Origin of the sequence: uncultured Dialister sp. (genome assembly GCA_900314595.1) — a bacterium.
Taxonomy (GTDB): Bacteria; Bacillota; Negativicutes; order Veillonellales; family Dialisteraceae; genus Dialister.
Map to the genome: position 1 here is coordinate 1 of OMVW01000021.1, position 24,870 is coordinate 24,870.

Sequence of the window (24,870 nt, forward strand, 5' to 3'; positions counted from 1 at the left end):
ATTTTTTTCGACTTTTTTGCACAAAAAAGCACGCACCTTTCGATGCGTACTTGAACTATTTTATGAATTTCTTAAGTTAATGACATTGCCATTAACTATGAACTGCCGGCACATCCATATTTCCAAATCAGTTATTTATTTTATATATGTATAAAATAGGAGGCACATCATGACATTTTTTGATCGCGTAAAGGGAAAGAAACTGACTGTCCGTTATGAATCGGGTTTTGCATTTACCATCGTGTATCCGGTGGAGGGGATTCTTTCCTGGAAAGCGCTGGGGGAATCCATTGCTGTCACGCAGGAGGAGGAAAAATATGAAGTCCTGGAAATCAGGGACGGTCTGTACTTTGTGAACTGGGTAGAAGGCCCGGGCACTGTACTCTCCCAGCTTCTTGATTTCGAAAGCGGGAAGGTTTCTGCCTTTATGACATGGAATGATGAGAATGCCTTCGGAAAGAGGGCAAGGATTCTTCACAAAGGCACATTTACCGTAGAGGAGGTTTAATATGGGAAAACGGATGCCCGTCATTTTCTCCGGCCACGGGTCACCCATGATCGCGCTGGAACAGAATGACATTACGGAAGGTATGAAGAAAATCGGAAAAAAGGTCATTTCCGAATACGGAAAACCAAAGGCCATCCTGGCTGTTTCCGCCCACTGGTATACGAGAGGGAGCTGGATCCAGACCGCTCCCGTGCCGAAGCAGGTGTACGATATGTATGGTTTCCCAAAGGAACTGTACGAAGTGAAATATCCGGTCAAAGGATACCTTCCCCTTTCCGAAAGAGTGATGGAACTTCTGGGAAAGATCGTGAAGGAAGATAATTCCTGGGGCATTGACCACGGTACCTGGACCGTCCTCACCCATATGTTTCCAAAAGCAGACATCCCGGTAGTCCAGCTCTCCGTGGACGGTCAGGCAAAGCCTTCGGAAAATTTTGAAATCGGAAAGAAACTCTCGGCTCTCCGGGACGAAGGATACCTCGTTTTCGGAAGCGGAAATGTAGTCCATAACCTGAGAAGAGTGGAATGGGACAATGAAGGCGGGACTCCCATGGCCTATGCTTTCAATGATTACGTAAAGAAAGCAGTGGCCAAAGGAAATACAAAGGCCCTGATCGATTATGAAAAGGGACCTTCCGCTGATTATGCGGTACCGACTCCGGACCATTACCTTCCTATCCTCTATACACTGGGAGCTGCTGAAGGGGACAAGGCGGAAGTTTTCAACGATGTCTGCAACCTGGGCTCCATGGCGATGACGGGATTTGTCTGGAGTCATTAGGCAGATACTGCGGTCTCAGTCAATATCGGTATTCGGGTCTTAGCCTCACCACGGCACGCCCCATTCTTGTCATTTCCGAGATTTCGGGGCGCGGGGCTCGGGGAGGTGCGGCGCTGATGCGCCGCCCTTTTTGGATGGGAATGTACGCAGGCGGGAAATATTCGATATGCTTAATCATATAATGAGGGCTTATTAAGTTTCCTCTTTTCAAAAGTTTCCCAATCTGCTATATTGATAACGGATATCAAATAAAATAATTTCTGAAAGGAGATTTGTATGAAAAAATTATTGATTGCTGCTCTGGCAGCTGCCTCTTTTGTCATGGTTCCTGCCCTGGGGAGCGAGGCCCATGCCTTTCCACCTATCCGGGACAATGGAATGATTTCCAAACTTCAGAAGGAAAGACAGGATGAGGCGAATAAGGCACTGGTGGTCAATTTCTGGAATGAAGTTTTCAACAAGCACAATGCTTCTATCATCGATACGGCGGTAGGCGATGTTTACACCCAGCACAGCCCGGGATTTGCGGATGGAAAGGAAGCTTTCAGGACGGCCATTATCGGATTCCTGAAAGAATTCCCGGAAAGCACGGCGGAAATTAAAAGGGTGGCTGCCGATGGGGACCTGGTTTTCATCCATAACCATATCAAAATGAATGAATCAGACAGGGGACAGTCTGCCGTCGATATTTTCCGTGTGGAAAACGGGAAAATCGTGGAACACTGGGATATCATCCAGGATGTTCCTGAAAAGGCGGAAAATAACAATACCATGTTCTAATGAAAAAGCCGCACCTTTCGGGCGGCTTTTTGCTTGGGATTTTTACGTGGACCGTGGCTGTCAAGGGAGAGTCTTATTTTCTCCTGCCTTTCCGGAAATACGCTGAAACTTTCTCTATACCCTTATGTTATAATAGAATCGATTACAGGAACTTTGGGGAAAGGAGGGAAATCCATGGGCTATATCCGCAGGCGGGTGAAGAATTATACCATCCTCATCCTTTCGATTGATGAAAAAAGTGAGACCATTGACAGGGCTGCGGCCCTGCGTGTGCGGAATGGGCAGGAAGCGGGGACTTTTCATCTGGAAAGGGAAGAAGGAGACCCTGAGAAACAGCAGGAAGATTTCGACGATTTCCGGGATTTCCTTTCCAATGACCTGGTGATGCTCACCGATTACAGTGCAGTCCGTCCGGTGATGGATAAATGGTACCAGGCGGGAGCCGGTGAGTTTTTTACGAATACGGCCATGGACATGCTTCCCCAGATCGAGGAGGCCGTGCCGATGACGGAAAATCCGGAAGCTTTCCGGAAGGAAATGGAGGAAGCCGGAAGGGAAAAGGACCTGCTCACCAGGGCCCGCAGGGTTCACAAACTCTATGAAATGGCAGCGGGCCTTCTTTTCAGTTATCAGCAGGGCTACCCTTACTGGATTTTCATGCTTCCCAAAGAAGAGGAACGGTACATGGCCCATCATCTGCCGGCGAAGAAACAGTTCCGGAAAGCGATGACTGCCTGGGTCTTCGGCCTTCATTATTTCTATCTGGGAAATCCGAAGCGGAATATCCTCTACCTTTTGACTCTGGGAGGCTGTTTCCTCTGGATGTTCTTCGACCTGTACCGGATGCCCCTCCTGGTGGATGAAGCCAATGAAAGAATGGCGGAAAAAGTGTATCTTGGGGCGCCGAAATTTCCTGTTTCAGGACCATCCCGTTGAAATCAGCGGAAAAACATGGTAAGGTGGAAATAAAAGAAGGGGCCTGGCCCATTGTAAAGGAGACAGATCATGCAGGGCGGAGACGCAGATGAATTTATCGATTATATGAATGACGGAGAAGCATCCGTCCGGCACCGGGGCTACGTGTACCGGTTTTCGGGACTGAAATATCACCCCGGCCGCCACACCTACAGCGTAAGCGTGGAGAAATACCGGTTCACCAGGGAACCTTTCGAGGAATTCATGGAACTGGTGTACAATTATGAATCCGACGATCCCGATGATGTGCTTGACCATCTCTGTGAGGATATCCTCTGGGATGGAAAGAGCTTTTATGAACTGGAAAAGGCGCTGACGTGGATTGAATGGTGATTTATTTGAGTCATCTGTCAGATAATACGGTTTGTGTCAGTTACGGTATTCGGGAGTTAGCCCTGTATCGGACATGCACCATTTAGTACATTTCCGAGATTTCGGGATTCGAGGTTCGGGGCTCGGGAAGGTGGCGGCGCTGATGCGCCGCATTTTTTAATGGGGAATTTGCACAGGCGGTTTATTGGAGTCAATTGTCAGATATACGACCTGAGTCAGCTGCGGTATTCGGGAGTTAGCCCTGTATCGGGCATGCACCATTTAGTACATTTCCGAGATTTCGGGATTCGGGATGCGGGGTGCGGGGAGGATTAGCTGCTGATGCAGCCAATATTTTTTTATGGGGGCTTTGCACAGGCGGGGTTAAAATCCCGACCGGGCGCGTGGAACGGGGAAACGCAGCGTTCTTTTTCGTATAGCAGAAATCCTGTTTAAAGAATTCCATCGATACCGGGTGGAATGCTCTGCCGGTTGTTCAACTCGTCTGTGCAAATACCCCATATAAGCTCGTCCCTGCCTCAGCAGGGATACCTTCCCTTTTCCCATTCCCCCCCCCTTTTTTATTCAGCGGTTTCGGATTTCCAAATCTACATTCCGCAGTGGAAATATTTCATGCTATAATAAAATTAAAAGTTGGTCATCAGTCATATTTCTAAAAAGGGGTGTTTCTATGGATCTTCTGGTGAAAGCGGTGGCAGCCCTTGTGGTGGGGGCGGCCGGGGCGTTCATGGTTTCAAGAAAGAAGAAAAAGGAGCCCGTCCTGACGGTGGGGGAAAGCCGGTACTTCATGGATGAACCTACCGGTGTCAATAAAGATCCGGTGGAGGTGTATTATTACCGCCCGCCCACCTGGTCCGAGGGGGACCCCGTATTCATCGCATTTCCCGGCTATACGAGGACGGGAGATAAATTCCGGACGAGGCTGGAACCGCTGGCGGTGAAGTACAATATGCTCATCGCTTCGCCAAAGTTTAGCGCGGAGAAATATCCCGGTGCCCGCTGGTACCAGGAAGGAAATATTTCCGATGCGGAAGGAGAGGAAGGCCATATCCAGCCAAGAGATGAGTGGACTTTTTCCGCCATCGACCGGGTCATCGGATCCGTCCGCCGGCGCACCCGGTGCAAAGGGAAGGTGTACCTCTTCGGTCATTCGGCAGGGGGACAGTTCATGCACCGCTACTCCCTCTTTGGCGATAATCCCCGGGTGGATGCGATCATCTGCGCCAATTCGGGATGGTTTACCATGCCTGATGAAAAAATCGCCTATCCTTACGGCATGAAAGATCTGCCCGTTTCCAGAGGAGATTTCATCCGCGCCTTTTCCCGGCCCGTGTACATGCTCATGGGAGGAAATGATATTTCCAGAAAGAAACCTTTCCGCGATACTCCCGAGGCCGATGCCCAGGGCATGAACCGCATGGAGCGGTGCAATAACTATTTCAAAGCCTGCGAAGAAAAGGCGAAAGAACTGAACATCCCCTTCCGCTGGCAGAAGAGCATCGTCCCTGGCGCTGCCCATGAAGGAGTGAAAATGGCGGAAGGAGCCATGAAACTCTTCTGCGAAGAACCGCTGGACGAGACACTTGGGATGTAGGACAAGGGAGCCCTACCCGGCTTCATTTCTAAATGACAGATTAGTGGCAAGTAATAAGCGGTAAGTGCTAAGTGGTAAGTGAAAGTGCGGCGCAAAATAAGAAGCGCCGCATTTTTGATGGAGAACTTTCCCCTTGAAACCGCACAGGGAGCCTTTACCCCTGCACCGTTTTCAAAATGAAGTATCCTTTATATAATCAGAGTGTCCCGTCCATTAACCATTAACCCCGATGTACAGTTTTTCGTAATGAAGTATCCCTTACACAATCAGTTGAGCCCGCCCATTAACCATTAACCCCGATGTACAGCTTTTCGTAATGAAGTGTCCCTTATACAATCAGAGTATTCCGCCCATTAACTATTAACCTCAATGCACAGTTTTTCATAAAGAAGTATCCTTTACATAATCAGAGTGCCCCGCCTATTACCCATTAACCTCAATGTACAGTTTTTCAGAATGAAGTTTCCTTTCAACAATCAAAGTTCCCGGCTCATTACCCATTAACCTCAATACACAGTATTTCATAATGAAGATTTCCTTACACAATCAGAGTATTCCAACCATTAACCCCAATGCACAGTTTTTCGTATCGGAGTTTCCATACATGACCCGGCTGCCCGGGACTTTAGCGGCTCTTCATATAAAATTTTGCAATTCACATAGAGACAGTGTATAATATTTCCAAATCAATACCCAGTTGTCATCTGTTAACCAACTTAAAAAAACAGGAGGAAAGATGAAAAAAGCGATTATCCTATCCAGCGGGGGCGTGGATTCTACCACCTGCGTATCCCTGGCTGTGGACAGACTGGGAGCAGACAATGTTGTGACTGCTTCTATTTTTTATGGCCAGAAACACAAGAAGGAAATACTGGCGGCGAGAAAGGTGGCGGAGTACTACCACCTGAAACATTACGAATTCGACCTGTCCCAGATTTTTCAGTATTCCAACTGCTCCCTTCTCTCGGGTTCCACCGAAGAAATCGTTCACAAGAGCTACGCAGAGCAGATTGCGGAGAACGGCGCAGGAAAGGTAGCCACTTACGTGCCTTTCCGGAATGGCCTCATGCTTTCTACCGCCGCTTCTCTCGCAGCGTCCCTCTTTGAAAATGAAGAAGTGGACATTTATATCGGTGCCCATGCAGATGATGCGGCAGGGGACGCTTATGCGGACTGCAGCGAACCCTTCCTGAAAGCCATGAACGATGCGATAACGATTGGCACCTACGGGAAAGTCCATCTGGTCTTCCCCTTTGCCGATATGAATAAAGCAGGAGTCGTGGCCACGGGTCTCAAACTGCACACGCCCTATGAACTCACCTGGAGCTGCTACGAAGGGGGAGATAAACCCTGCGGCACCTGCGGCACCTGCATCGACCGGGCAGCTGCCTTCGCGGCAAACGGAGTCAAGGATCCGGCTCTTAATTGAGTCATCTGTCAGATACCATGGCCTGAGACTACTTCGGTATTCGGGAATTAGCCTCACTACGGCACGCCCCGCTTGATGCACCTTCGAAATTTCGGGATGCGGGGTGCGGGGAGGTGCGCCGCTGATGCGGCGCGATTATATATGGGGACTCTGCACAGTCGAAGTTGAAAGCCCATTTTCTCCAAAGTCATCCATCAGCCCACGAATTTCCTCTCCTCCCCCGGTCAGGGCACCCGAAGGGGTCATACGATCGTTAAAAACGATATGTGAGAGCCAAAGGCCGTGCGCGAAGCGCACTACAAAAAATTGGTTTCCCGAAGGGAAACCATATCCTTCCCGCAATCCGAAATCCCCAATCCGCAATCCGATTCACCCCGCAATGACACAAACCATAATTATCGCTAAATGAAAGGAACAATATGTTCACCGTAACGAAACGCATAGAAGTATCCGGAGCCCATTTCCTCCATCTTGATTATGAAAGCAAGTGCACGAACCTGCATGGCCATAACTGGATCATCACTGTCACTGTCCAAAGCGAGACTCTCGACAAAAATGGAATGGTGGTGGATTTCTCGAAAATCAAGGAAATCGTGAACCAGTTTGACCACCATGTGATCAATGATGTACTGGGAGACATCAATCCTACGGCCGAAAATATGGCCAAATGGCTCTGCGACAGAATCCCAAAGTGCATCCGCGTATCCGTGCAGGAAACAGAGGGCAATGTAGCGACCTATGAGAAATAAATATACCTATGATGACGGATATTTCCATGTAACTGAAATATTCGATTCCATCGACGGCGAAGGAAAGAGGACCGGCCTCATGGCCACTTTCATCCGCCTTGCCGGCTGCAATCTCCGCTGCAATTACTGCGATACGAAGTATTCTCTTTCTCTTGAGGATACGGCGGAAGCGCTGACAGAGGATGCGCTCTATGAGAAAATCAGAAGTTTTCCCTGGAAGCGGCTGACCTTTACCGGCGGAGAACCGCTCCTTCACCCTCTCTACCATCTCCTGGACCGGCTGGGGAAAGAGGGCTATGAAAATAATATCGAGACAAACGGTGCCGTCCCCCTCTACCGGGAGCGTCCGGCGGGCACTTTTTATACCATGGACTATAAATGCAGCGGAAGCGGCATGAAGGAAGCCATGGACCTCCATAATTTCAAGCTTCTTGGAAAGAAGGACGTCCTGAAATTCGTGGTGAGCACAAAAAAAGACCTCCTAGAAATGAAGGAAGTCATTGAGACATATTTCCATGGAAATAACGATCCCCGGTTCTACGTAAGTCCCGTGTGGGGCAGAATCCGCCCGGCGGAGCTTGTGGAATTTGTAAGAAATAATCAGCTGCAGGACGTGACCGTCCAGGTGCAGCTTCATAAAATCATCTGGGACCCGGACAGGAGGGGCGTATAAATGGATCTGAAAAAACTGGAACAGGCGGCAAGGCTCATCATCGAGGCCGTAGGGGATGACCCGGCCCGTGAAGGCCTGCTTGAAACGCCGAAGCGCTTTGCCGATATGATGGCGGAACAATTTGCCTATAACGACGTATCCAATGAAGAAATTGCGAGAGAATTTGAAAAAACCTTCGCCACTCCGGAAAACGACATGGTGGTGGTGAAGGACATTCCGATTTTTTCCCACTGCGAACACCACATCGCCCTCATGTACAATATGAAAGTGGCCGTGGGCTACATTCCTCACGGACGGGTCATCGGCCTTTCCAAAATCGCAAGAATTGCTGATGCCGTGTCCAAGCGCTTCCAGCTGCAGGAACGGATCGGCACCGATATACGGGACGTGATGAAAATGGTCACCCATTCCGACGATGTGATCGTCTACATTGAAGGCGAACACTCCTGCATGACCGCCCGGGGCATCAAAAAGCCGGGTACAAGGACCAGGACCATCGCTTCTTCCGGCGCTTTTGGCACCGAGAGCGCTCTTCGGAATGAATTTATGAATATGGTGTTGAAGTGATTAACAGTCAGCTAATGGCAGAGTGCTTCATCAGCTGGTCGTTATTCGTTGTTCGTGATTCGTGATTCGTGAAGGTGTGCCGCTGATGCGGCACTTTTTTAATGGGGACTATGCACAGGCGGGGTTGAAAATCACGTATCCTGTGCTATCAAGTGACACTGAAGCAGGCTATGCGGATGGGTAAGCCTCCCCGAAGTTCGGGCAGGACGCGCAGCGGCCGGAGGGGCTGGACTCTCGTTCAAGTCGAAAATGAGCTAAAAGGTAAACTCATTCTCGGGGAGTTCCTGCAAGGCGGGTGAGGGGAAAATGTAGAAAAGCAGCCAGCCTGAATGCCTCGAATGTCCGGGCTCATGACCCGAAGGCCCCGCTTTCGAAAATGGTAAAAGAAAACCCGGAATTCGCAGTCGTCATCCATTAAATCGATTCTAATTCCCACTTTTTACAGAATTCTTTTTTACCTATGGTATAATAATATAAATATATACCTCGATTCCCTTTCAAAAGTGGGAAAAGGGTTGATTGTATAAGGAGAAGTTCTATGAAGAATTCAGATATTCGCCGTGTCCGGCCAAAGAAGAAATCTTCCTTCTTCACGAAGGTCATCGTATTTCTTCTGGTTATCGTCCTCATTGCGGGGGCCGGGGCTACGGCAGGTTTCCTTGTTTCCGTCACCGGAAATCTTCCGGATGTGACCACCAACATCCAGCCCAACGCGTCTTCCCGCATTTATGATGAAAAGGGGCGGCTCATCACGACCGTCCATGCAGAGGAAAACCGTATTCCCGTTTCCATCAAAGAAGTGCCCCAGAATCTGCAGAATGCCTTCGTGGCTGCAGAAGATGTGCGTTTCTATGAACATCACGGGGTGGACCCCAGAGGGATTCTCCGCGCTATCTGGTCGAACCTCATTACCCGGAATGCCACCGGTCAGGGTGGTTCCACCATCACCCAGCAGCTGGCCCGCAACGCTTTCCTCACACAGGAACAGACCATCAAGAGAAAACTTCTCGAAGTGGTGCTGGCTCTTGAAATTGAAAGCAAGTACACCAAGAAACAGATTCTTGAAATGTACATGAACCAGATTTACTTCGGTCAGGGCTGCTACGGCATCCAGACCGCCTCCCGCGTCTATTTCGACAAAGATGTGAAAGATCTGACCCTTCCGCAGTGCGCCATGCTCGCAGGCCTTCCGAACAGCCCGAACTACTACTCTCCATTCCGCAGTGTAGAAGCAGCCAAATACCGCCAGGCCATCGTCCTCGACCAGATGGCCAAGTACGGGTATATTTCCCAGGCTGATGCAGAAGCTGCGAAAAAAGCGGACCTGCACCTCGCCAAACCCCAGTCCGGCAGCGCAACTTCCCGGGCGGCGTCCTATTTCATCAACTACGTCATTCAGGAAATCAGCGATAAATACGATTCCGATGCCATCTACAAAGAAGGACTCCAGGTGTACACCACCCTGAACCTGGACATGCAGAAAGAAGCAGAAAAAGCTCTCAAAGCCGATCTTCCGCAGGGCTCCAAAGACAATAAGGGACTCACTCAGCCCCAGGGCGCCCTCCTCTCCATCGAAGTGGGTACCGGCCATATCAAAGCCATGGTAGGCGGCCGCGGCGAAGACCACTTCAACCGCGCGGTCCAGATGGTCCGTCAGCCGGGCTCCTCCTTCAAGCCTTTCGTCTATGTCACCGCTTTTGAAAATAAATTCAGCCCCTACGATACGGTAAGCAATGAAAAGAAGACTTATCCCGGCGGCTGGACCCCGAAGAACTACGGCGGCACTTCCGGCGGCAAAGTCACCCTGGAAGAAGCCCTCGTTCATTCCATGAACATCCCCACCATCGACCTGGCCAATGAAGTGGGCATGGGAAAAGTCCTGAAACTGGCCGAAGCCTGCGGTATTTCCACCCTTGTCAAAGACGGGAAATCCACCGATAACAACCTGGCAGCTTCCATCGGCGGTCTCACCAACGGCGTATCCGTCTACGATATGGCCAAAGCCTACAGCGTATTTGCCAATAACGGCAAACTGGTAGAACCGATTGCCATCCTCAAAGTGGTGGACCGGAATGGAAATATCCTCGAAGACCATTCCGCAAAACCGGAATACAAACAGGTAGTCAGTGAAAATGCGGTTTACCGCCTCACCTCCATCCTGGAAGAAGTTATTTCCCGGGGCACCGGCGGAAATGCCTATATCGGGCGGTCTGCGGCAGGCAAGACAGGGACTACGGACGATGAACACGATGCATGGTTTGTAGGATATACTCCGAGCCTCGTGACGGCCGTATGGATTGGCGACGATACGAATACAAACGCCGGCTATACAGGCGGTACCGTTCCGGCAGCCATCTGGAGAGACTATATGAAAGAAGCCCTTCGGAACTACCGAGAAAAAGGATTCAATATCCCAGCTTCCGTAAGAAATGAAATGGCCAAAGCCCGGGCAGCCGCCGCAGCCAAAGCAGCTGAAGAAGCGAAGAAGAAAGAAGACGAAAAGAAAAAAGCTGAAAAGGCTAAAAAAGGAAATAAACTCCTCGACCGCATTGCCGGCAAAATCACAAAACCGGTAGAAGGCCAGGGAAAGAAGACGAATTAGTTTTGTGAGACATTTGTCGGTTTTGCGGAATGAGTCACATACGGTATTCGTGGGTCAGCCTCACTGCGGCGAGCCCCGGATGCGTCAATCCCAAGATTTCGTGATTCGTGATTCGTGGTTCGTGAAGGTGGCAGCGCTGATGCGCTGCCGCTTTTTTGGGGGGGACTGTACGCAGGCGGATTGATTGGAGACATTTGTCCGTTTTGCGGAATGAGTCACAAACGGTATTCGTGGGTCAGCCTCACTGCGGCGAGCCCCGGATGCGTCAAGCCCGAGATTTCGTGATTCGTGATTCGTGAAGGTGTGCCGCTGATGCGGCACGATTTTTTTATATGGGGTTTTGCACAGGCGGGGGAATGGACTTTTTTATAGAACGCAAAAAATCCCCGGTCGTCTGACCGGGGTCCTGTTTGGGGCAGTATGGTTCCACGGATAGCAGGGACATAGACCTGGAACACGCAGAAATCGGAGCTGCCGTATGACGGAGGTGGTCTTTGAAGTTTGCATCCGGGAAGGACTGGAATCAGGAGTTTTTGTCTTCTGACCGGGGATTTTATTTTGCTTTGTGCCGGCACAGAGGCGGGAGAAAATCATCGGATCCATCCTTCCGCCCGGTTCGATCGATGGTGTACATCCGGGTTTATGAAGGATTTCTCAGGGGCCCTTTCTCCTGCCTCCGTTTATATAGTACAAAAAGTGAAATTTATTTTTGAAAATATTATATAAAATTTTTCTATGTAATATCGCAAGATGCATTTATAAATCCCGGAGGGGAAATTCAGCCTGATTTCGAGTCCCGAAATGCTTTTTCAACCATGGATATTTGGAGTGTTTCCCCTGTTTCTTATTTAAAATCCCCCTGACGGATGGCGGCCGTCAGGGGGATTTGTATTTTTGGAGTGTTCAGAATGATCTAAGTCAGGGAACCATAGATTTATGGTTCGCTCAGGAGGTACATGGAGAATTCCTGCAGGAAAGGAAAGAAGTGCGCTTTCACGAACCTGCGGCTGCAGTACCACAGCCAGGTTCTGAAGAAAAGCGGGTCAGCATACTGAATATGTCTCTTTCACAAAAACACTGACTTCGTGCGGGGCGGGATCGCAGATGCCCGGATGGCAAAGGCACCCTTCTTTTCCTTTTCCGCCGCTTTTTGCCGATACATCCGGCAATTGGCTTTGGGACCGGGAAGAAGACCTCTTTCCTGCCTTTTGTGAAATTGAATCCGCCGGGAAATTCTGTAACAGTTAACGAAATGACATTTCCATGGCGGCAGGTCCATCGCCCGATTCAGGGACCAGGCCCTCCAACCAGCTCTTGGAAGCCGGCCCGGAGTCAGCCGCGGGACCTCACAGTCGAAAAAAATTCGGAGGCACAGCCTCATTGGATGTATTTTCATCACTTTTCAGGCGATCCGGACGATGAAGTCCCCGGACGACGAAACCGGGAAAACAAAGCCGGGGCACCCTCGAAGGCGGATGAAAACAATCCGCGGAACAGTATGGGGAAACATACTTTTCACCATAGCCTGTCTATATTATACATCTTTTATAGAAATATAAAAGACAATTGTCACCCTTTTTCATGGAACAAAGTTAAAAAGTGCGGTTTCATCGGTGGTTTTTCCTTATTGAAATTTCCTTGACAGACTTATGAAAAAGAAATTATACGGCTTTTGATTAGGATAACTATAGAAATAAAAACTTTTGGTACGGGGTTGTCGGGGTTCTCGGGATTATCGGGGGGTCGGGAAGGTGGCGGACACAATTCATAAAGTCCGCCGGTTATATTTGAGGAATAAGAATTTCGAAGAAGATAACTATAGAAATAAAAACTTTTGGTACGGGGTTGTCGGGGTTCTCGGGATTATCGGGGTGGTCGGGAAGGTGGCGGACACAATTCATAAAGTCCGCCGGTTATATTTGAGGAATAAGAATTTCGAAGAAGATAACTATAGAAATAAAAACTTTTGGTGCGGGGTTGTCGGGGTTCTCGGGATTATCGGGGTGGTCGGGAAGGTGGCGGACACAATTCATAAAGTCCGCCAGTATTATTTTTATTGCACTTACAAGGCACATATAAGGCTGACTGATGAAAGGTATCCGGAATAGATGACTCTATCGTAAGTCAGGAGGCTCTTCTCATTAGGAGGGTTCTGGCACGGCTGGGAGGACGACCTGTACATATGAGAAAAATCGTATTCATCGCAGATGGGGCCGAAGGCCATATCTGAAACTTGCGCCCGAAGGGCGCCACCTCCCCGATAATCCCGACATCCCCGAAACCATTCCCGACAATCCCCGATTCAAAAGATGACCACGTATAGTTTTCCATATAAAAAGTGCCCTTTCAGGGCACTCCTTCACGAAGAACGAGGAACAAAGAACGAGATTCCTATTTCCCAAACGTTTCCTGAAAGGCAAGAAGATTTTTCTTGTCATTTCCGCACCATACGGCAAAGATGATTTCATCAAAGAGGTTTTTCATATCTTCATACATGAGGACCGTATGGAAATCATCAGCCACGTCATAAGGGTCGTGGCCGAATACTCCGCAGCCCCAGGCGCCAAGCGTAATGGTCCGGCATCTTTTGGAGGCAAAGAGGGAGAGGGTATACCGGATCCGTCTGAGGCGGATGGCCCGTATTTCATAAGGGGCTAGGTGTCTGGCCGGTCCGCGGAGGTCCGGCGCTGCCAGGGTGACGACGGATGTCTCCCGGGGCGGCCCGAAAAGGACATAATCCTCATCCTGACTCTTTCGGAATATTTCCACATTCGGAGAAAAAATCATGCCGTCCGATTCGAGTCCCGAAAGGGAGCGGTTATAGGCATAGAGCCTGGAGCCCTCCCCGGAAGAGAGGGATGCATAGAGCGTGCTTTCCCGGCAGAGGCATTCTTCCTGGGACACCGCGCCCCAGAGGTAGCCGCCGCCTGCTTCGTAGGCATTGGCAAAGTTGAGGACCCCTTCTCCCGCATGGTCCATGGTATCTCCTTCCACCACGGAAATCCGTCCGGCCCCGGTGCGGGGGAGCTTTTTCACTTCTTCTGCCAGGATTTCCAGATTTCCGGGGAGGTACACTTCCGCCTGTTCGAGCTCTGTCAGAGAATGGCGGAAACTCCAGGCCTTTCCATCAGCCGTTTCGTACAGCCCTTTCCGGAGAATTTCATGATTTTCCTTCGCAACAGCCTGATTTTTCGCGTAATCCAAGATGAACCTCCCGGAAATAAAAGGGTATTTCCATACCCGCGGATAAAATAAAACAAAAGACCCGTTCCCTTCCGGCGGGCCTCTACGAACTAATCACTAACCGCTAAAAACTAAAAACTCTCATTTCACCCAGTCCCTGAATTTCCTGACCAGGATCCGGCAGGCCTTTTCCGACTGGTCGTAAGCTTTTTCAAAAGAGCCGCGGCCATAGGGATTGGAAATTCCGCTATCATCACCGTAAGCGGAAGAAAGGAGACGAAGTTTGTCATCCACATCACCGCCCAGAGTGTTGAAAATGCGGGGATCCTGCAGGTTATCCATAAAGTAGATGTAATCATACTGATCGTAAGTCTTCCATTCCAGGGGCAGCGCCTGCCTCGGATTGCAGGGCACATCATGAGCAGTGAGGACATCCTGCCCTTCTTTGCAGAGGGCTCCGCCTTCTTTTTCAAAACGGGCGGAAGAGACGTAGATTTTTTCTTCCAGACCGGCCTTTTTTACCAGGTCTTTCATGATAAATTCCGCCATCGGCGGTTCACCGCTGCCGGTATGGGAAATAAAAAGCAGTTTGATCATAGAGTGTTCCTCATTTCTCATAAATTTCTACTTTTATTATAGCTTATAAAGGAAGGGAAGGGAAAGAGAGGCGTACAAAAATGGAAATCATATTTTAAAAACTTTTGGAAATATGGTTATCAGTTAGCGGCTTTGGCGGGCCTTTTAATAAAAATTTCCATTTTCAGTGAGAACTGTGTATAAAAAATGGCCCGCTGTCGAAAGATGCAGGCCTTCAGATTACTTTATAAATTTCAGTCATCCGGCCTATTGTCCGGCCCCGGAGAGAGCCGGGTTATATATGGGCGGCTGCTGTCATTCCCAGAAAGGCGCATACGGCTCCGTCTGCAAGGAGCGGGAGAGCGCCCAGGATATAGGCCGTTTCTTCATCGATTCTGTAATACACCATGTAAGAGATAAAAGCAAAAAAGGTGGCCGCGGCTATGAGGAAAGCGGCAGCTGTCAGAAAACGGCCGGACAGGAGCCCTGCTTCGGAAAGAGTGCCGAGAGCCATGATTTCAAGGAGAGCCCATCCTGCGATGAGGATGAGTTCCGTAGTAGGGATGCGGCCGAAGATTTTTGTGGAAATAAGGAGCAGGATCAGGTAGGCAGCCAGCGCCATGAGGGAGAGCAGCCCGCCGCCCGGCCAGGAGGAGGGAAGAGGCAGTTCACAGATGCCCATGATGGTGATTCCCACGCCTCCCAGGCCGGAAATGGCAAGAAGTAAAAGTAAGATTCCCGAAATCCCTCCGGTCCAGCCCGTATTTTCGCCGGGCTTAAAGGCAGAAAGCCACCAGAATGTATAAAATAAAGCGCCCAGGGCCAGGGAAAACTGGCCGGCAATCATTTCTTTCAATGAATTCATTTCCATGGGTAAGGCCTTCTTTCTCTTTTCATTATATCGCGCAAATGAGGGAAACGCTTTTGAAATGTATGGATGGAGGATGATTTCCTCGGTCCAGAGCGCCTCGTCTTTCATGTAATCATAGGTAATAAAAATGATTTATTGTAATCATAAACTTTAATCTATACATTTTTTAGTAAATTCAAGTGAATTTGATTATTTATTTTGGCTATGCATTGTGTTAAAATAAAACTATCAAGCAGTGTAATGTCAATTTGTCGGTTTGTCACGTCTGCATTTTCGGAAGGGAAGGGCCCGAAGGACGGCAGAAGGAGCCGATGAAAAAGCCCTTTGTTTTTCAGGGCAGTGAGAGGAGTTTGGATTATGAGTAATTTCCAATTTTATCTGGCCATCGTCATCTTCCTCCTCACCTATGGTGGAATTATGGCGGAAAAGGTTCCGAGAACCATCTGCTCGCTCATTGGCGGCGGTGCGATGATTTACTTCGGATTCCTGACTGAACACGAAGCGTTCAAAGAATTTATCGACTGGAATACCCTGGGCCTCCTGGCAGGCATGATGATCCTGATTTCCGTTGTCAAGAAATCCGGTTTCTTCCGCGTGGTAGCATTGTGGACCATGAAGAAATCGAAGGGTTCGCCCCGTATGCTTCTGGTGCTGCTTTCCGTAGTTACTGCTGTTTCCGCATCCTTCCTGGATGCAGTTACCGCAGCTCTCCTGATTGCACCGCTCACCATTTCTCTCTGCCGTATGCTGAAATTGAATCCGGTACCTCTTCTGGTCGCAGAAATCTTTATGTGTAACGTCGGTGGTTCCGGTATGATGGTCGGCGATCCGCCAAACGTCATGATCGGTTCCGCAACCCATCTGAATTTCCTTGACTTCACTGAAAATACCGGTCCACTGGCCATTATCACCGTATTCATGACTCTGTGCTGCATCATCTGGCTCTTCCGCAAGGAACTGCCCCATGGCAATATGCCGCAGGAAGAAGTGGATAAGATTGATGTGATGGGTGCTGTAGAAGACAGAAAGCTCTTCAACCGGTCCCTTACCGTACTGGGTCTCACCATCCTCGGCTTCATCGGCCACGCACACTTCGGCCTCGATACCGCAACCATCGCCATGACCGGCGCAGTCGTTGCCATGCTGGTCTGCGGAATCAACCCGGATGATGCGATGAAAGAAATTGACCTGGATACACTCTTCTTCTTCATGGGTCTCTTTATCCTGGTCGGCGGTCTTGAAAAAGCAGGCGTCATCAATGCCATCGCTAAGTGGGGCGTCAACCTCGCAGGCGGAGATCATCACCTGATTACCTTCCTCATCCTCTGGATTTCCGGTCTGGCATCTGCCTTCATCGATAACATTCCGTTCACCGCAACCATGATTCCTCTGATCAAAGATATGCAGCAGCTCATGGGCCTCGCTCATGCAGACTACATGTGGTGGGCACTTTCCGTAGGCGCCTGCTACGGCGGCAACGGTACTTCCATCGGCGCATCCCCGAACGTTATCATGATCGCTATCGCAGCCAAAGAAGGTCACTACATCTCCTATGGCCGTTTCATGAAATGGTGCTTCCCGATGATGATCCTCTCCCTGATTATTGGTACCATTTATATCGAAGTCCGCTACTTCATGCTGGCAGGACTGTAATTGTAGAAATAAAAAACTGCTCTTTATGGGCAGTTTTTTTATGCCCCGCCGCTGGTGGGGCTTTTTCTGTAAAGGAAACCGGATGAGGGTATACTTTTGAATCGGGGATTGTCGGGGTTAGTTTCGGGGATGTCGGGTTTGTCGGGAAGGTGCGGCGCCTTTTTCTGTTGCGCCGCACCTTCCCGACAGTCCCGAGATGCCCGGGATTCCCGACATCCCCGATTCAGAAACTGCTTCGGTACGGATGATTGTTCATGCAAGATGCCGGGAAATTTTGCACAATAAAAAAGACCGTATTTTAACGGTCTTATCAATAATCAATCAGTTTCCAAAGGGGTCTTTCCCATCCTGCTTCGGCGGGTTCTTTACATATTTGATCTGCTGGCAGATGCATTCATCCTTCATCTTGTAGAGTTCCGGAATGAAGTCCATGATATGTACGAAAGTATCGTCGTTGATGGAGTACTTTGTCCAGAGCCCTTCTCTTCTTGCATTGACCACGCCTGCTTCGATGAGGATTTTCATATGGTAGGAGAGGGTGGACTGGGAGAGGGTGAAATTGGAAAGAATGTCACAGGCAGACATTTCCCTGCAGGACAGCATATCCACCACATGGAGGCGGGTCTCGTCGGAAAGAGCCTTGAAGATGGTGGCAAATTCTTTGTAACTCGGTTTGGAAGCCATAATAATCCCCTTTTCTGTTATGAAATGTATTCGTTATAAAATTAAATATATCGCAAGAATCTTTTTCTGTTGTTTTTTGTTATCGATACATTTAAATCTATATGTTAACTATTTTAACCTATAAAAAAATGATTGTCAAATTTATGAAATAATTCCTTTAGAATTGTAAAGTTGTCAGTTTATGTGCCTGGTGCGCAGATTTTTTGTGAAAGCCATCCCGGGACACCGATGGCTTTCCTTTTTTACCACACGAAAAGGACCGCTTCCGGATGGGGGCGGTCCTTTCTTTATCAGGAAAAACTAACAACTGAAAACTTTCACCTAATCAATGGCCGAAATGACTTTCGGCTTCAATAATGCGGTAAACCAGTTCACCGGCATCGCAGAGGTCTTTCAGGGCGAGATTTTCCTTATTTGTATGGAAATCTTTCATGCCCACGCCCACGAGGACTGCCGGGAATCCTTTGGTCCCGAACCAGTTGGCATCACTGCCGCCTCCGGAGGCTTCCACGGTCATGGTGAATCCTGCTGCATCGCAGGCTCCTTTGAAGAGCTTCAGGCAGGGGTCTGTTTCTTTCACGGTGAAAGCATCGTATGCTTTTTCTTTACGAATCTCAAGGCTGCCTTCCGGGAATCCTTCTGCTGCCTTTTTGAAAGCTTCTTCCATTTCGGAAACGACTTTTTCCAGTTTTTCTTCATTCCGGCTTCTGGCTTCGCCGTGGATGATACAGTAGTCCGGGACGATATTGGTGGCCGTACCGCCCTCTATGGTACCCAGGTTGCAGGTGGTTTCGAAATCAATCCGTCCCTGCGGGCAGGCCGCAATGCCAAGGGCTGCCATGCGGATAGCGCTGGTCCCTTTCTCCGGGCACATGCCTGCATGGGCGGCTACCCCTTTGCAGATGAAATCGATGGTATATTCCGAAGGACCTGCATTGAAGAGGGAACCTGCAGGACCATCGGCATCCAGGGTATAACCGAAGTCCACATCATTGATATATTTTTCTTCAATATTTTTGGAACCGAAGAGGCCGATTTCCTCCTGCACCGTGAAAATGACGGTGATTTTGCCATGAGGGATGTACATTTCCTTCATCAGGTGAAGTCCTTCAAGGATGGCGGTAACGCCTGCCTTGTCATCTCCACCCAGAATGGTATCTCCTTTGGAGCGGAAAATGCCATCTTCCAGCACCGGTTCGATGCCTTTGCAGTTTTCCACGCAGTCCATGTGGGCGGTGAAGGCGATGGAAGGAAGTCCCGGCGCATTGCCGTTGAATCTGGCGATGAGGTTTCCCGTATTTCCTCCGTTCACAGAACCATCGTTATCTTCGATGATCTTTGCGGCACCCAGCTTTTTAAGCTCCTTCTTCAGGTACTCCGCCACGTCCCGTTCTCCCTTGCTGGGAGCATACATCTTGACCAGATCGGTGAAAGTTTTCTTCATCCGTTCTTCATTAACCATGAGTCAGCACCTCGCTTTGTTTTTTATTGTGTATTCATTATAGCACGGTATGGTCTGCCGGTTGAGACTTTTTCAATAAAGGCATTTGAGCAGGAGGCTTTGAGGTATTCGTAAGGCCTGCCGGTAACGACTTGCGGGTCTGAGGCAGTTGAGACAGGAACTATGAAGTATTCGTGTGGCCTGCCGGTAAGTACTAGCGGGTTTGAGGCAGTTGAGACAGGAGCTATGAAGTATTCGTAAGGCCTGCCAGAAGGGCAGGAAAGTTTTGCGGCATAAAAGCGGTCGGCTTTGGCGTATTCGTATGGCCTCTCGTTTCGACCTTAAGTGTTCGAGGCAATTGAACTGGCAGCTTTCAGGTATTCGTAAGGCCTGCCGGCAACGACTTGCGGGTCTGAGGCAGTTGAGACAGGAGCTATGAGGTATTCGTTTGGCCCGCCGGCAGGGCGTGAAGGCTTGAGGCATAAAAGTGAGCAGCTTTTAAGTATTCGTCGGTTTACAGAGCCCGGTTTCACAACACATTGGATCCCTTTTGACTTTTTTCAATATAAAATGGCCGCCCGATGACTTTGGCGGCCACCTTCCCGACATCCCCGAAATAATTCCCGGGATTCCCGAAAACCCCGATTCAAAAGTTAACCGGGAGATATGAGTTTTATGTTTTATCCTCTGACTCCACCCAGAACCCTTTCTGCAGCGCTTTCTTCCCGAATTTTTCCTGGATTTCATCCATGGCCCTGGCGGCGCGGTTTCGTTTTTCTTTATTGTCGTCAAAGAGGGAACCCATGGAAATAGGGGGACCCAGGTTGGAGGCAGTGACCCCGATGAGGCGGACTCCTTCGTGAATGGGAATTTTTTTGAGAAGGAGCAGGGCGTTTTCACATATTTCTTCCTGGAGACTCGTTCCGTCATCCAGGGACCTGGCACGGGTGATGGTTTTGAAGGAAGAAAAACGGATTTTCAGGGTGATGGTCCTTGCAGTCAGTTCATGTTTCCGAAGTCTCTGGGCTACTATATCGCTGTGCATGGCGATCTGCCGCTCGATTTCGGAAAGGCCGGTGAGGTCTTTCTCGTAGGTGGATTCGTCGCCGATGGATTTGATGGATCGGTCGCCTTCCACCGGCCGGTCATCCAGGCCCACGGAAAGACGTTTCAGCATATGGCCCTGATTTTCACCGAGGAGGCCGGTCAGAGCGGACTCCGGCGCATCCTGGATATCGCCTATGATATGAAATCCGGCGCGAATCAGCTTTTCTTCTGTCACTTTCCCAACGCCCCAGAGGCGGCGGACCGGAAGGGGACGGAGGATTCCTTTTTCTTTCCCATAGGGAATGATGCACAGGCCGTCAGGCTTTTTCATGTCGCTGGCCATTTTGGCAAGGAATTTATTGGGAGCAATGCCTACGGAGGCTATGAGCTCCGTTTTTTCCTTTATTTCTTTCTTGATGGCTCTTCCGATGGCTCCTAAAGTCGGGTAATGGCTGCCCATGCCGGAAATATCAAGAAACGCTTCGTCCAGGGAGATAGGTTCATAGGTATCGGCATAGTGGAGCATGATTTCATGCACTTTGTCGGAAGCTTCCTTATAGGCATCGAAACGGGGGACCACGAAATTTCCATTGGGGCAGAGCTCTCTGGCTTTGGAAATAGGCATGGCCGAATGGACGCCGAATTTCCTCGCTTCATAAGATGCGGTAGCCACGACTCCCCTTTTGGAAAGGCCGCCCACAATGACCGGCGTGCCTTTGAGTTCCGGGTGGTCCCGCTGCTCTACGGATGCGAAGAATGCATCCATATCCACATGCATGATCCAGCGTTTCATCCTTTTGGCACCTCCTTTTTATTCATCATATAGGGGATGGGGGATAGAGTCAAGAGAGAGGAAATCAGCTATATGATGAAACACTTTTGAATCGGGGATGTCGGGAATTCTCGGGATTGTCGGGGTTTTCGGGAAGGTGTGCCGCTCTCGCGGCACGAATCTTTTATATTTTGCCTTCGGCTCTCAGTTGGCATGAATATCATTTGGCCCGATTTGATATTTTTCGAACAAAGTGCCTGGTCATGTCAGTACACCTGCAACACCTGCCTTCGGTGGGAGCTTCCCCTCAAAAGAGCCGGGGGATTGTGCGGGCTTCGTTTGACCGCATTAACCATTAACCCCAATGTATAGTTGTCTCAAATATAGTTTCCTTACGGTACACAGCCTTTCACCTGTTATCCATTCACCTCAATGAAAAAGCTGCCGAAGATGATATGCCACATCAGTTTTTCATCAGTTAACTTCTAAAAACTAACAACTACAAACTACGCACTTTTTAGGCACTTTATCTTTTATATTTTCCTTATCAATTCCAAATTTACACAACGTTATTTTTAATCAGTTAACGCCGCTAATATTCAATTTAAGGTAATAAAATCATTATTTTAATCAGAATAAATATAAGTATAATTAATAAAATCAAAATGGACCACCAATAAAAATAATTTTGGTATATTGACTAATCGAATTAGTATAGTCTATCATGTAACCGTGATAACGAGAGTCGTTATCAGAATTTGAGGGAAACGGGGTGATAAACTTGATGCCTCTTGTATTTGCAAAGGAAGGGGATACAGTGATTATCCGCCGTATTTCCGGTAAAGATGAAGTGCGGCAGCACCTGGCGGACCTCGGGTTCGTGGTGGATACGCCGGTACTCATCGTGAGTCATATGGGCGGAAACCTCATCGTTCAGGTGAAAGGCTCCAGAGTGGCGCTGGATAAGTCCATGGCTCAGAAGATTTATTTTTAATATTTCTATGATATAGGATGAGAAAGGGAGAATTCAGAATGAAAACTTTAAAGGAAGTGCCGGTAGGCGCTACCGCCAAAGTGAAGCGTATTCATGGTGAAGGGGCACTCCGCCGCCGTGTCATGGATATGGGCATCACCAAGGGCGTGGATATTTATGTACGAAAGGTGGCTCCTCTGGGAGATCCTCTGGAACTGACCATTCGCGGTTATGAGCTTTCCATTCGCAAGAATGAAGCGGAAGCTATTGAAGTAGAATAAGAAAGGAGCAGCCATGTCAATCAGAATCGCTCTCGCAGGCAACCCGAACTGCGGGAAAACCACATTATTTAATGAACTTACCGGCAGCTCCCAGTACGTAGGCAACTGGCCGGGCGTTACGGTAGAAAAGAAAGACGGAATCCTCAAAGGTCATAAAGATGTGATCATCCAGGACCTGCCGGGGATTTATTCCCTTTCTCCCTATACCATGGAAGAAAAAGTTGCAAGAAATTACCTGGTCAATGAACAGCCGGATGCTATTCTGAACATCATCGATGGTACAAACCTGGAAAGAAACCTGTACCTCTCCACCCAGCTCATTGAAATCGGCCTGCCCGTCGTTATGGCAGTCAATATGATGGATCTGGTGAAGAAAAATGGAGATACCATCGACGTCAAGAAGATGGGCGAAGAACTGGGCTGTGAAGTGGTGGAAATCTCTGCCCTTCAGGGAAAAGGCTGCATGGAAGCTGCTGAAAAAGCATTAGAAGCAGCAAAAGCGAAACAGCAGGTGAAGCTCCCCTCCGTATTCACTGGTTCCGTGGAACATGCCATTGCGCATATTGAAGAAACCATTGCACCGAAGGTGGAAGAACGTTTCAGCCGCTGGTATGCCATCAAGGTATTTGAAAGAGATGAAGAAGCCACCGGCGCCCTTCAGCTGGACCCGAAGGTCATGACCCATCTCGAAGGCCATATCAAAGACTGTGAAGATGAACTGGACGATGATTCCGAATCCATCATCATCAATCAGCGTTATGGCTACATTGCAAAGATTATCGATTCCGTATTGAAGAGAAAAGTGGCCGCTCATACCATGACCACTTCCGACAAGATCGACCGGATCGTAACGAATCGAATCCTGGCCCTTCCGATTTTCTTCATCATCATGACTGCTGTTTACTATATTGCCTGCTCCGTCGTCGGCGGACCGATTACGGACTGGGTGAATGATGATTTCTTCGGAGGAATCGTTACTGATGCAGCCGGCGGACTTCTGGAAGCCATCGAAGCTCCGGAATGGCTGGAAAGCCTCGTCGTAGACGGAATTATCGGCGGTGTGGGAACAGTCCTTGGCTTCGTTCCACAGATTCTTGCCATTTTCTTCTTCCTCTCCGTTCTTGAAGACTCCGGCTACATGGCCCGCGTTGCCTTCATTATGGACCGTATTTTCAGAAAATTCGGCCTCTCCGGCAAATCCTTCATTCCGATCCTTGTGGGCAGCGGCTGCGGTGTACCGGCAGTCATGGCTACCAGAACCATTGAAGACCAGCGGGACCGCAGAATGACCATTATGCTCTGCACATTTATCCCCTGCTCTGCAAAGGCAGTCATCATTGCCATGATTACTTCCGCTTTCTTCCCGGATTCCGTATTCATGGCTCCGGCTATGTATTTCCTCAGTATTGCAGTCATCGTCCTCGCAGGTATTGCGCTGAAGAAGACTTCCGTATTTGCCGGCGATCCGGCGCCGTTCGTCATGGAACTTCCTGCTTACCATGTACCGGCCCTCAAGGGCGTACTCATCCATATGTGGGAAAGAGCAAGAGGCTTCATCATTAAAGCAGGTACCATTATTTTCGCAGTTTGCTGCATTATCTGGTTCTTCTCCACTTTCAATGCTTCCCTCGAAATGGTAGAAGATATTGAAGAATCCATGCTGGCCGGCTTCGGTCATGCGATTTCCTGGTTCTTTGCTCCTCTGGGCCTGGGTGACTGGAAAGGCGCTGTAGCCGTCATTTCTGCAGAAATGGCAAAAGAAGATGCGATCGGTACCCTGGCAGTACTGAATGGTGTAGCTGATGATGCAGAAGAAGAAGCAATCATGGCCGGAATTGCAACCATGTTCACTCCAATTGCTGCTTTCTCCTACATGATCCTGAACCTCTTCGACCCGCCCTGCGTCGTTGCCATCGCAACCATTGCCAGAGAAATGGGAGACCGCAAATGGGCAGCCATTGCCATCGGCTTCCAGCTTGTTCTCGGCTATTGCATGGCTTTCGTAGCCTACAACCTTGGCAGCTGGCTCTTCTATGACGCAGCTTTCGGAATTGGCCAGGGCATAGCGATCATCCTCTGCCTGGCAGCGCTCTACTTCATCTTCCGTCCCGCACCAAAGGAGAAAGAGCCCGGCGCAGTAGGCCAGGAAGCCTGAGTCAGATCAGCGATCAGTAAATTCGTTAGTGGTTAGTTATAGGAAATCAAGTGGCTGGACAATGAATCTCTACGGTTATCGTCCACATTCTCCCTTGAAGCAGATTATTTCCAGCCACCAACACTCCTCTACAGGGAAAGGCGGCTCCGGGCGGGCCGCCTTTTCTCTTTAAAGGAAATAGTCAGAGTCCTATTCCCCTCTGACTGACTTTCTAACGGCTGACAGCTAAATGCTTGAAATAGA

21 protein-coding genes are annotated in these 24,870 nt (G+C 49.2%); 15 read left to right on the plus strand and 6 right to left on the minus strand.

Features of this window, described 5'->3' with window-relative positions; translation table 11 throughout:
• The first annotated feature begins 169 nt into the window (after positions 1-169).
• The 11 genes from QZN42_RS06390 to QZN42_RS06440 all read left to right on the plus strand — a co-directional run bounded on the left by QZN42_RS06390 (position 170) and on the right by QZN42_RS06440 (position 10,991).
• Positions 170-508 carry a MoaF-related domain-containing protein gene (locus QZN42_RS06390; RefSeq protein ID WP_296955526.1) on the plus strand — a complete coding sequence of 113 codons (339 nt, stop codon included), beginning with the start codon at positions 170-172 and terminating at the stop codon, positions 506-508.
• Between the two features lies 1 nt (position 509).
• Positions 510-1,289 (plus strand): 4,5-DOPA dioxygenase extradiol, encoded by a 780-nt coding sequence (ygiD, locus tag QZN42_RS06395; RefSeq protein WP_296955528.1) that lies wholly within the window; start codon positions 510-512, stop codon positions 1,287-1,289.
• Positions 1,290-1,565: 276 nt separating this feature from the next.
• Positions 1,566-2,069, plus strand: a complete 504-nt coding sequence (locus QZN42_RS06400) for an ester cyclase (RefSeq protein WP_296955530.1) — start codon at positions 1,566-1,568, stop codon at positions 2,067-2,069.
• Positions 2,070-2,243: 174 nt separating this feature from the next.
• Entirely contained in the window at positions 2,244-3,005 is a 762-nt protein-coding gene (locus QZN42_RS06405; protein ID WP_296955532.1) for a TM2 domain-containing protein, read from the plus strand.
• A gap of 69 nt (positions 3,006-3,074) precedes the next feature.
• The gene (locus tag QZN42_RS06410; RefSeq protein ID WP_296955534.1) at positions 3,075-3,377 is read left to right on the plus strand and encodes a hypothetical protein; all 303 of its coding nucleotides are present in this window, start codon (positions 3,075-3,077) and stop codon (positions 3,375-3,377) included.
• 670 nt (positions 3,378-4,047) lie between these two features.
• A complete protein-coding gene (locus QZN42_RS06415; protein WP_296955537.1) occupies positions 4,048-4,971 on the plus strand; it encodes an alpha/beta hydrolase in 924 nt (307 codons plus the stop codon).
• A gap of 697 nt (positions 4,972-5,668) precedes the next feature.
• The gene (locus tag QZN42_RS06420) at positions 5,669-6,400 is read left to right on the plus strand and encodes a 7-cyano-7-deazaguanine synthase (RefSeq protein ID WP_296955540.1); all 732 of its coding nucleotides are present in this window, start codon (positions 5,669-5,671) and stop codon (positions 6,398-6,400) included.
• A 419-nt stretch (positions 6,401-6,819) separates the two neighbouring features.
• Positions 6,820-7,149 carry a 6-carboxytetrahydropterin synthase QueD gene (gene queD, locus QZN42_RS06425; RefSeq protein ID WP_296955543.1) on the plus strand — a complete coding sequence of 110 codons (330 nt, stop codon included), beginning with the start codon at positions 6,820-6,822 and terminating at the stop codon, positions 7,147-7,149.
• Positions 7,139-7,822 (plus strand): putative 7-carboxy-7-deazaguanine synthase QueE, encoded by a 684-nt coding sequence (gene queE / locus QZN42_RS06430; protein ID WP_296955546.1) that lies wholly within the window; start codon positions 7,139-7,141, stop codon positions 7,820-7,822. Before queD ends, queE begins: the two co-directional genes overlap by 11 nt.
• Entirely contained in the window at positions 7,823-8,389 is a 567-nt protein-coding gene (gene folE, locus QZN42_RS06435; RefSeq protein ID WP_296955549.1) for a GTP cyclohydrolase I, read from the plus strand.
• A 538-nt stretch (positions 8,390-8,927) separates the two neighbouring features.
• Positions 8,928-10,991 (plus strand): transglycosylase domain-containing protein, encoded by a 2,064-nt coding sequence (locus QZN42_RS06440; protein ID WP_296955552.1) that lies wholly within the window; start codon positions 8,928-8,930, stop codon positions 10,989-10,991.
• Positions 10,992-13,382: 2,391 nt separating this feature from the next.
• On the opposite strand, the gene QZN42_RS06445 is transcribed toward QZN42_RS06440, so the two are convergent.
• The 3 genes from QZN42_RS06445 to QZN42_RS06455 all read right to left on the minus strand — a co-directional run bounded on the left by QZN42_RS06445 (position 13,383) and on the right by QZN42_RS06455 (position 15,621).
• On the minus strand, positions 13,383-14,195 hold the full coding sequence (locus QZN42_RS06445; protein WP_296955555.1) for a TIGR02452 family protein: 813 nt from the start codon (positions 14,193-14,195) through the stop codon (positions 13,383-13,385).
• A gap of 120 nt (positions 14,196-14,315) precedes the next feature.
• A complete protein-coding gene (locus QZN42_RS06450; protein WP_296955558.1) occupies positions 14,316-14,771 on the minus strand; it encodes a hypothetical protein in 456 nt (151 codons plus the stop codon).
• Between the two features lie 274 nt (positions 14,772-15,045).
• Positions 15,046-15,621 carry a hypothetical protein gene (locus tag QZN42_RS06455; RefSeq protein ID WP_296955561.1) on the minus strand — a complete coding sequence of 192 codons (576 nt, stop codon included), beginning with the start codon at positions 15,619-15,621 and terminating at the stop codon, positions 15,046-15,048.
• Positions 15,622-15,978: 357 nt separating this feature from the next.
• Between QZN42_RS06455 and QZN42_RS06460 the strand changes: the two genes are divergently transcribed.
• Entirely contained in the window at positions 15,979-17,274 is a 1,296-nt protein-coding gene (locus tag QZN42_RS06460) for an ArsB/NhaD family transporter (protein WP_296955563.1), read from the plus strand.
• A gap of 321 nt (positions 17,275-17,595) precedes the next feature.
• Here QZN42_RS06460 and QZN42_RS06465 read toward each other — a convergent pair whose 3' ends face one another.
• From QZN42_RS06465 to QZN42_RS06475, 3 genes are all read right to left on the minus strand, one after another.
• Positions 17,596-17,958, minus strand: coding sequence for a helix-turn-helix transcriptional regulator (locus QZN42_RS06465; protein WP_296955565.1), 363 nt, complete (start codon positions 17,956-17,958; stop codon positions 17,596-17,598).
• Between the two features lie 325 nt (positions 17,959-18,283).
• Positions 18,284-19,420, minus strand: coding sequence for a M20/M25/M40 family metallo-hydrolase (locus QZN42_RS06470; RefSeq protein WP_296955567.1), 1,137 nt, complete (start codon positions 19,418-19,420; stop codon positions 18,284-18,286).
• Positions 19,421-20,072: 652 nt separating this feature from the next.
• The gene (locus QZN42_RS06475; protein ID WP_296955570.1) at positions 20,073-21,239 is read right to left on the minus strand and encodes a DNA polymerase IV; all 1,167 of its coding nucleotides are present in this window, start codon (positions 21,237-21,239) and stop codon (positions 20,073-20,075) included.
• A 763-nt stretch (positions 21,240-22,002) separates the two neighbouring features.
• Between QZN42_RS06475 and QZN42_RS06480 the strand changes: the two genes are divergently transcribed.
• The 3 genes from QZN42_RS06480 to feoB are packed head-to-tail and all read left to right on the plus strand — an operon-like array spanning position 22,003 to position 24,627.
• Positions 22,003-22,212 carry a FeoA family protein gene (locus QZN42_RS06480; protein ID WP_296955573.1) on the plus strand — a complete coding sequence of 70 codons (210 nt, stop codon included), beginning with the start codon at positions 22,003-22,005 and terminating at the stop codon, positions 22,210-22,212.
• A gap of 38 nt (positions 22,213-22,250) precedes the next feature.
• Complete coding sequence (locus QZN42_RS06485) at positions 22,251-22,472, plus strand: FeoA family protein (RefSeq protein ID WP_296955577.1); 222 nt, start codon at positions 22,251-22,253, stop codon at positions 22,470-22,472.
• Between the two features lie 13 nt (positions 22,473-22,485).
• A complete protein-coding gene (gene feoB, locus QZN42_RS06490; RefSeq protein ID WP_296955580.1) occupies positions 22,486-24,627 on the plus strand; it encodes a ferrous iron transport protein B in 2,142 nt (713 codons plus the stop codon).
• Positions 24,628-24,870 lie beyond the last annotated feature (243 nt).

Coding starts and splice junctions, on each gene's coding strand:
- folE (WP_296955549.1), top strand. CDS start 7,823: ATGGATCTGAAAAAACTGGAACAGGCGGCAAGGCTCATCATCGAGGCC.
- QZN42_RS06465 (WP_296955565.1), bottom strand. CDS start 17,958: ATGGCTTCCAAACCGAGTTACAAAGAATTTGCCACCATCTTCAAGGCT.
- QZN42_RS06485 (WP_296955577.1), top strand. CDS start 22,251: ATGAAAACTTTAAAGGAAGTGCCGGTAGGCGCTACCGCCAAAGTGAAG.
- QZN42_RS06390 (WP_296955526.1), top strand. CDS start 170: ATGACATTTTTTGATCGCGTAAAGGGAAAGAAACTGACTGTCCGTTAT.
- ygiD (WP_296955528.1), top strand. CDS start 510: ATGGGAAAACGGATGCCCGTCATTTTCTCCGGCCACGGGTCACCCATG.
- QZN42_RS06460 (WP_296955563.1), top strand. CDS start 15,979: ATGAGTAATTTCCAATTTTATCTGGCCATCGTCATCTTCCTCCTCACC.
- queE (WP_296955546.1), top strand. CDS start 7,139: ATGAGAAATAAATATACCTATGATGACGGATATTTCCATGTAACTGAA.
- QZN42_RS06410 (WP_296955534.1), top strand. CDS start 3,075: ATGCAGGGCGGAGACGCAGATGAATTTATCGATTATATGAATGACGGA.
- feoB (WP_296955580.1), top strand. CDS start 22,486: ATGTCAATCAGAATCGCTCTCGCAGGCAACCCGAACTGCGGGAAAACC.
- QZN42_RS06405 (WP_296955532.1), top strand. CDS start 2,244: ATGGGCTATATCCGCAGGCGGGTGAAGAATTATACCATCCTCATCCTT.
- QZN42_RS06450 (WP_296955558.1), bottom strand. CDS start 14,771: ATGATCAAACTGCTTTTTATTTCCCATACCGGCAGCGGTGAACCGCCG.
- QZN42_RS06400 (WP_296955530.1), top strand. CDS start 1,566: ATGAAAAAATTATTGATTGCTGCTCTGGCAGCTGCCTCTTTTGTCATG.
- queD (WP_296955543.1), top strand. CDS start 6,820: ATGTTCACCGTAACGAAACGCATAGAAGTATCCGGAGCCCATTTCCTC.
- QZN42_RS06455 (WP_296955561.1), bottom strand. CDS start 15,621: ATGGAAATGAATTCATTGAAAGAAATGATTGCCGGCCAGTTTTCCCTG.
- QZN42_RS06480 (WP_296955573.1), top strand. CDS start 22,003: ATGCCTCTTGTATTTGCAAAGGAAGGGGATACAGTGATTATCCGCCGT.
- QZN42_RS06470 (WP_296955567.1), bottom strand. CDS start 19,420: ATGGTTAATGAAGAACGGATGAAGAAAACTTTCACCGATCTGGTCAAG.
- QZN42_RS06440 (WP_296955552.1), top strand. CDS start 8,928: ATGAAGAATTCAGATATTCGCCGTGTCCGGCCAAAGAAGAAATCTTCC.
- QZN42_RS06475 (WP_296955570.1), bottom strand. CDS start 21,239: ATGAAACGCTGGATCATGCATGTGGATATGGATGCATTCTTCGCATCC.
- QZN42_RS06415 (WP_296955537.1), top strand. CDS start 4,048: ATGGATCTTCTGGTGAAAGCGGTGGCAGCCCTTGTGGTGGGGGCGGCC.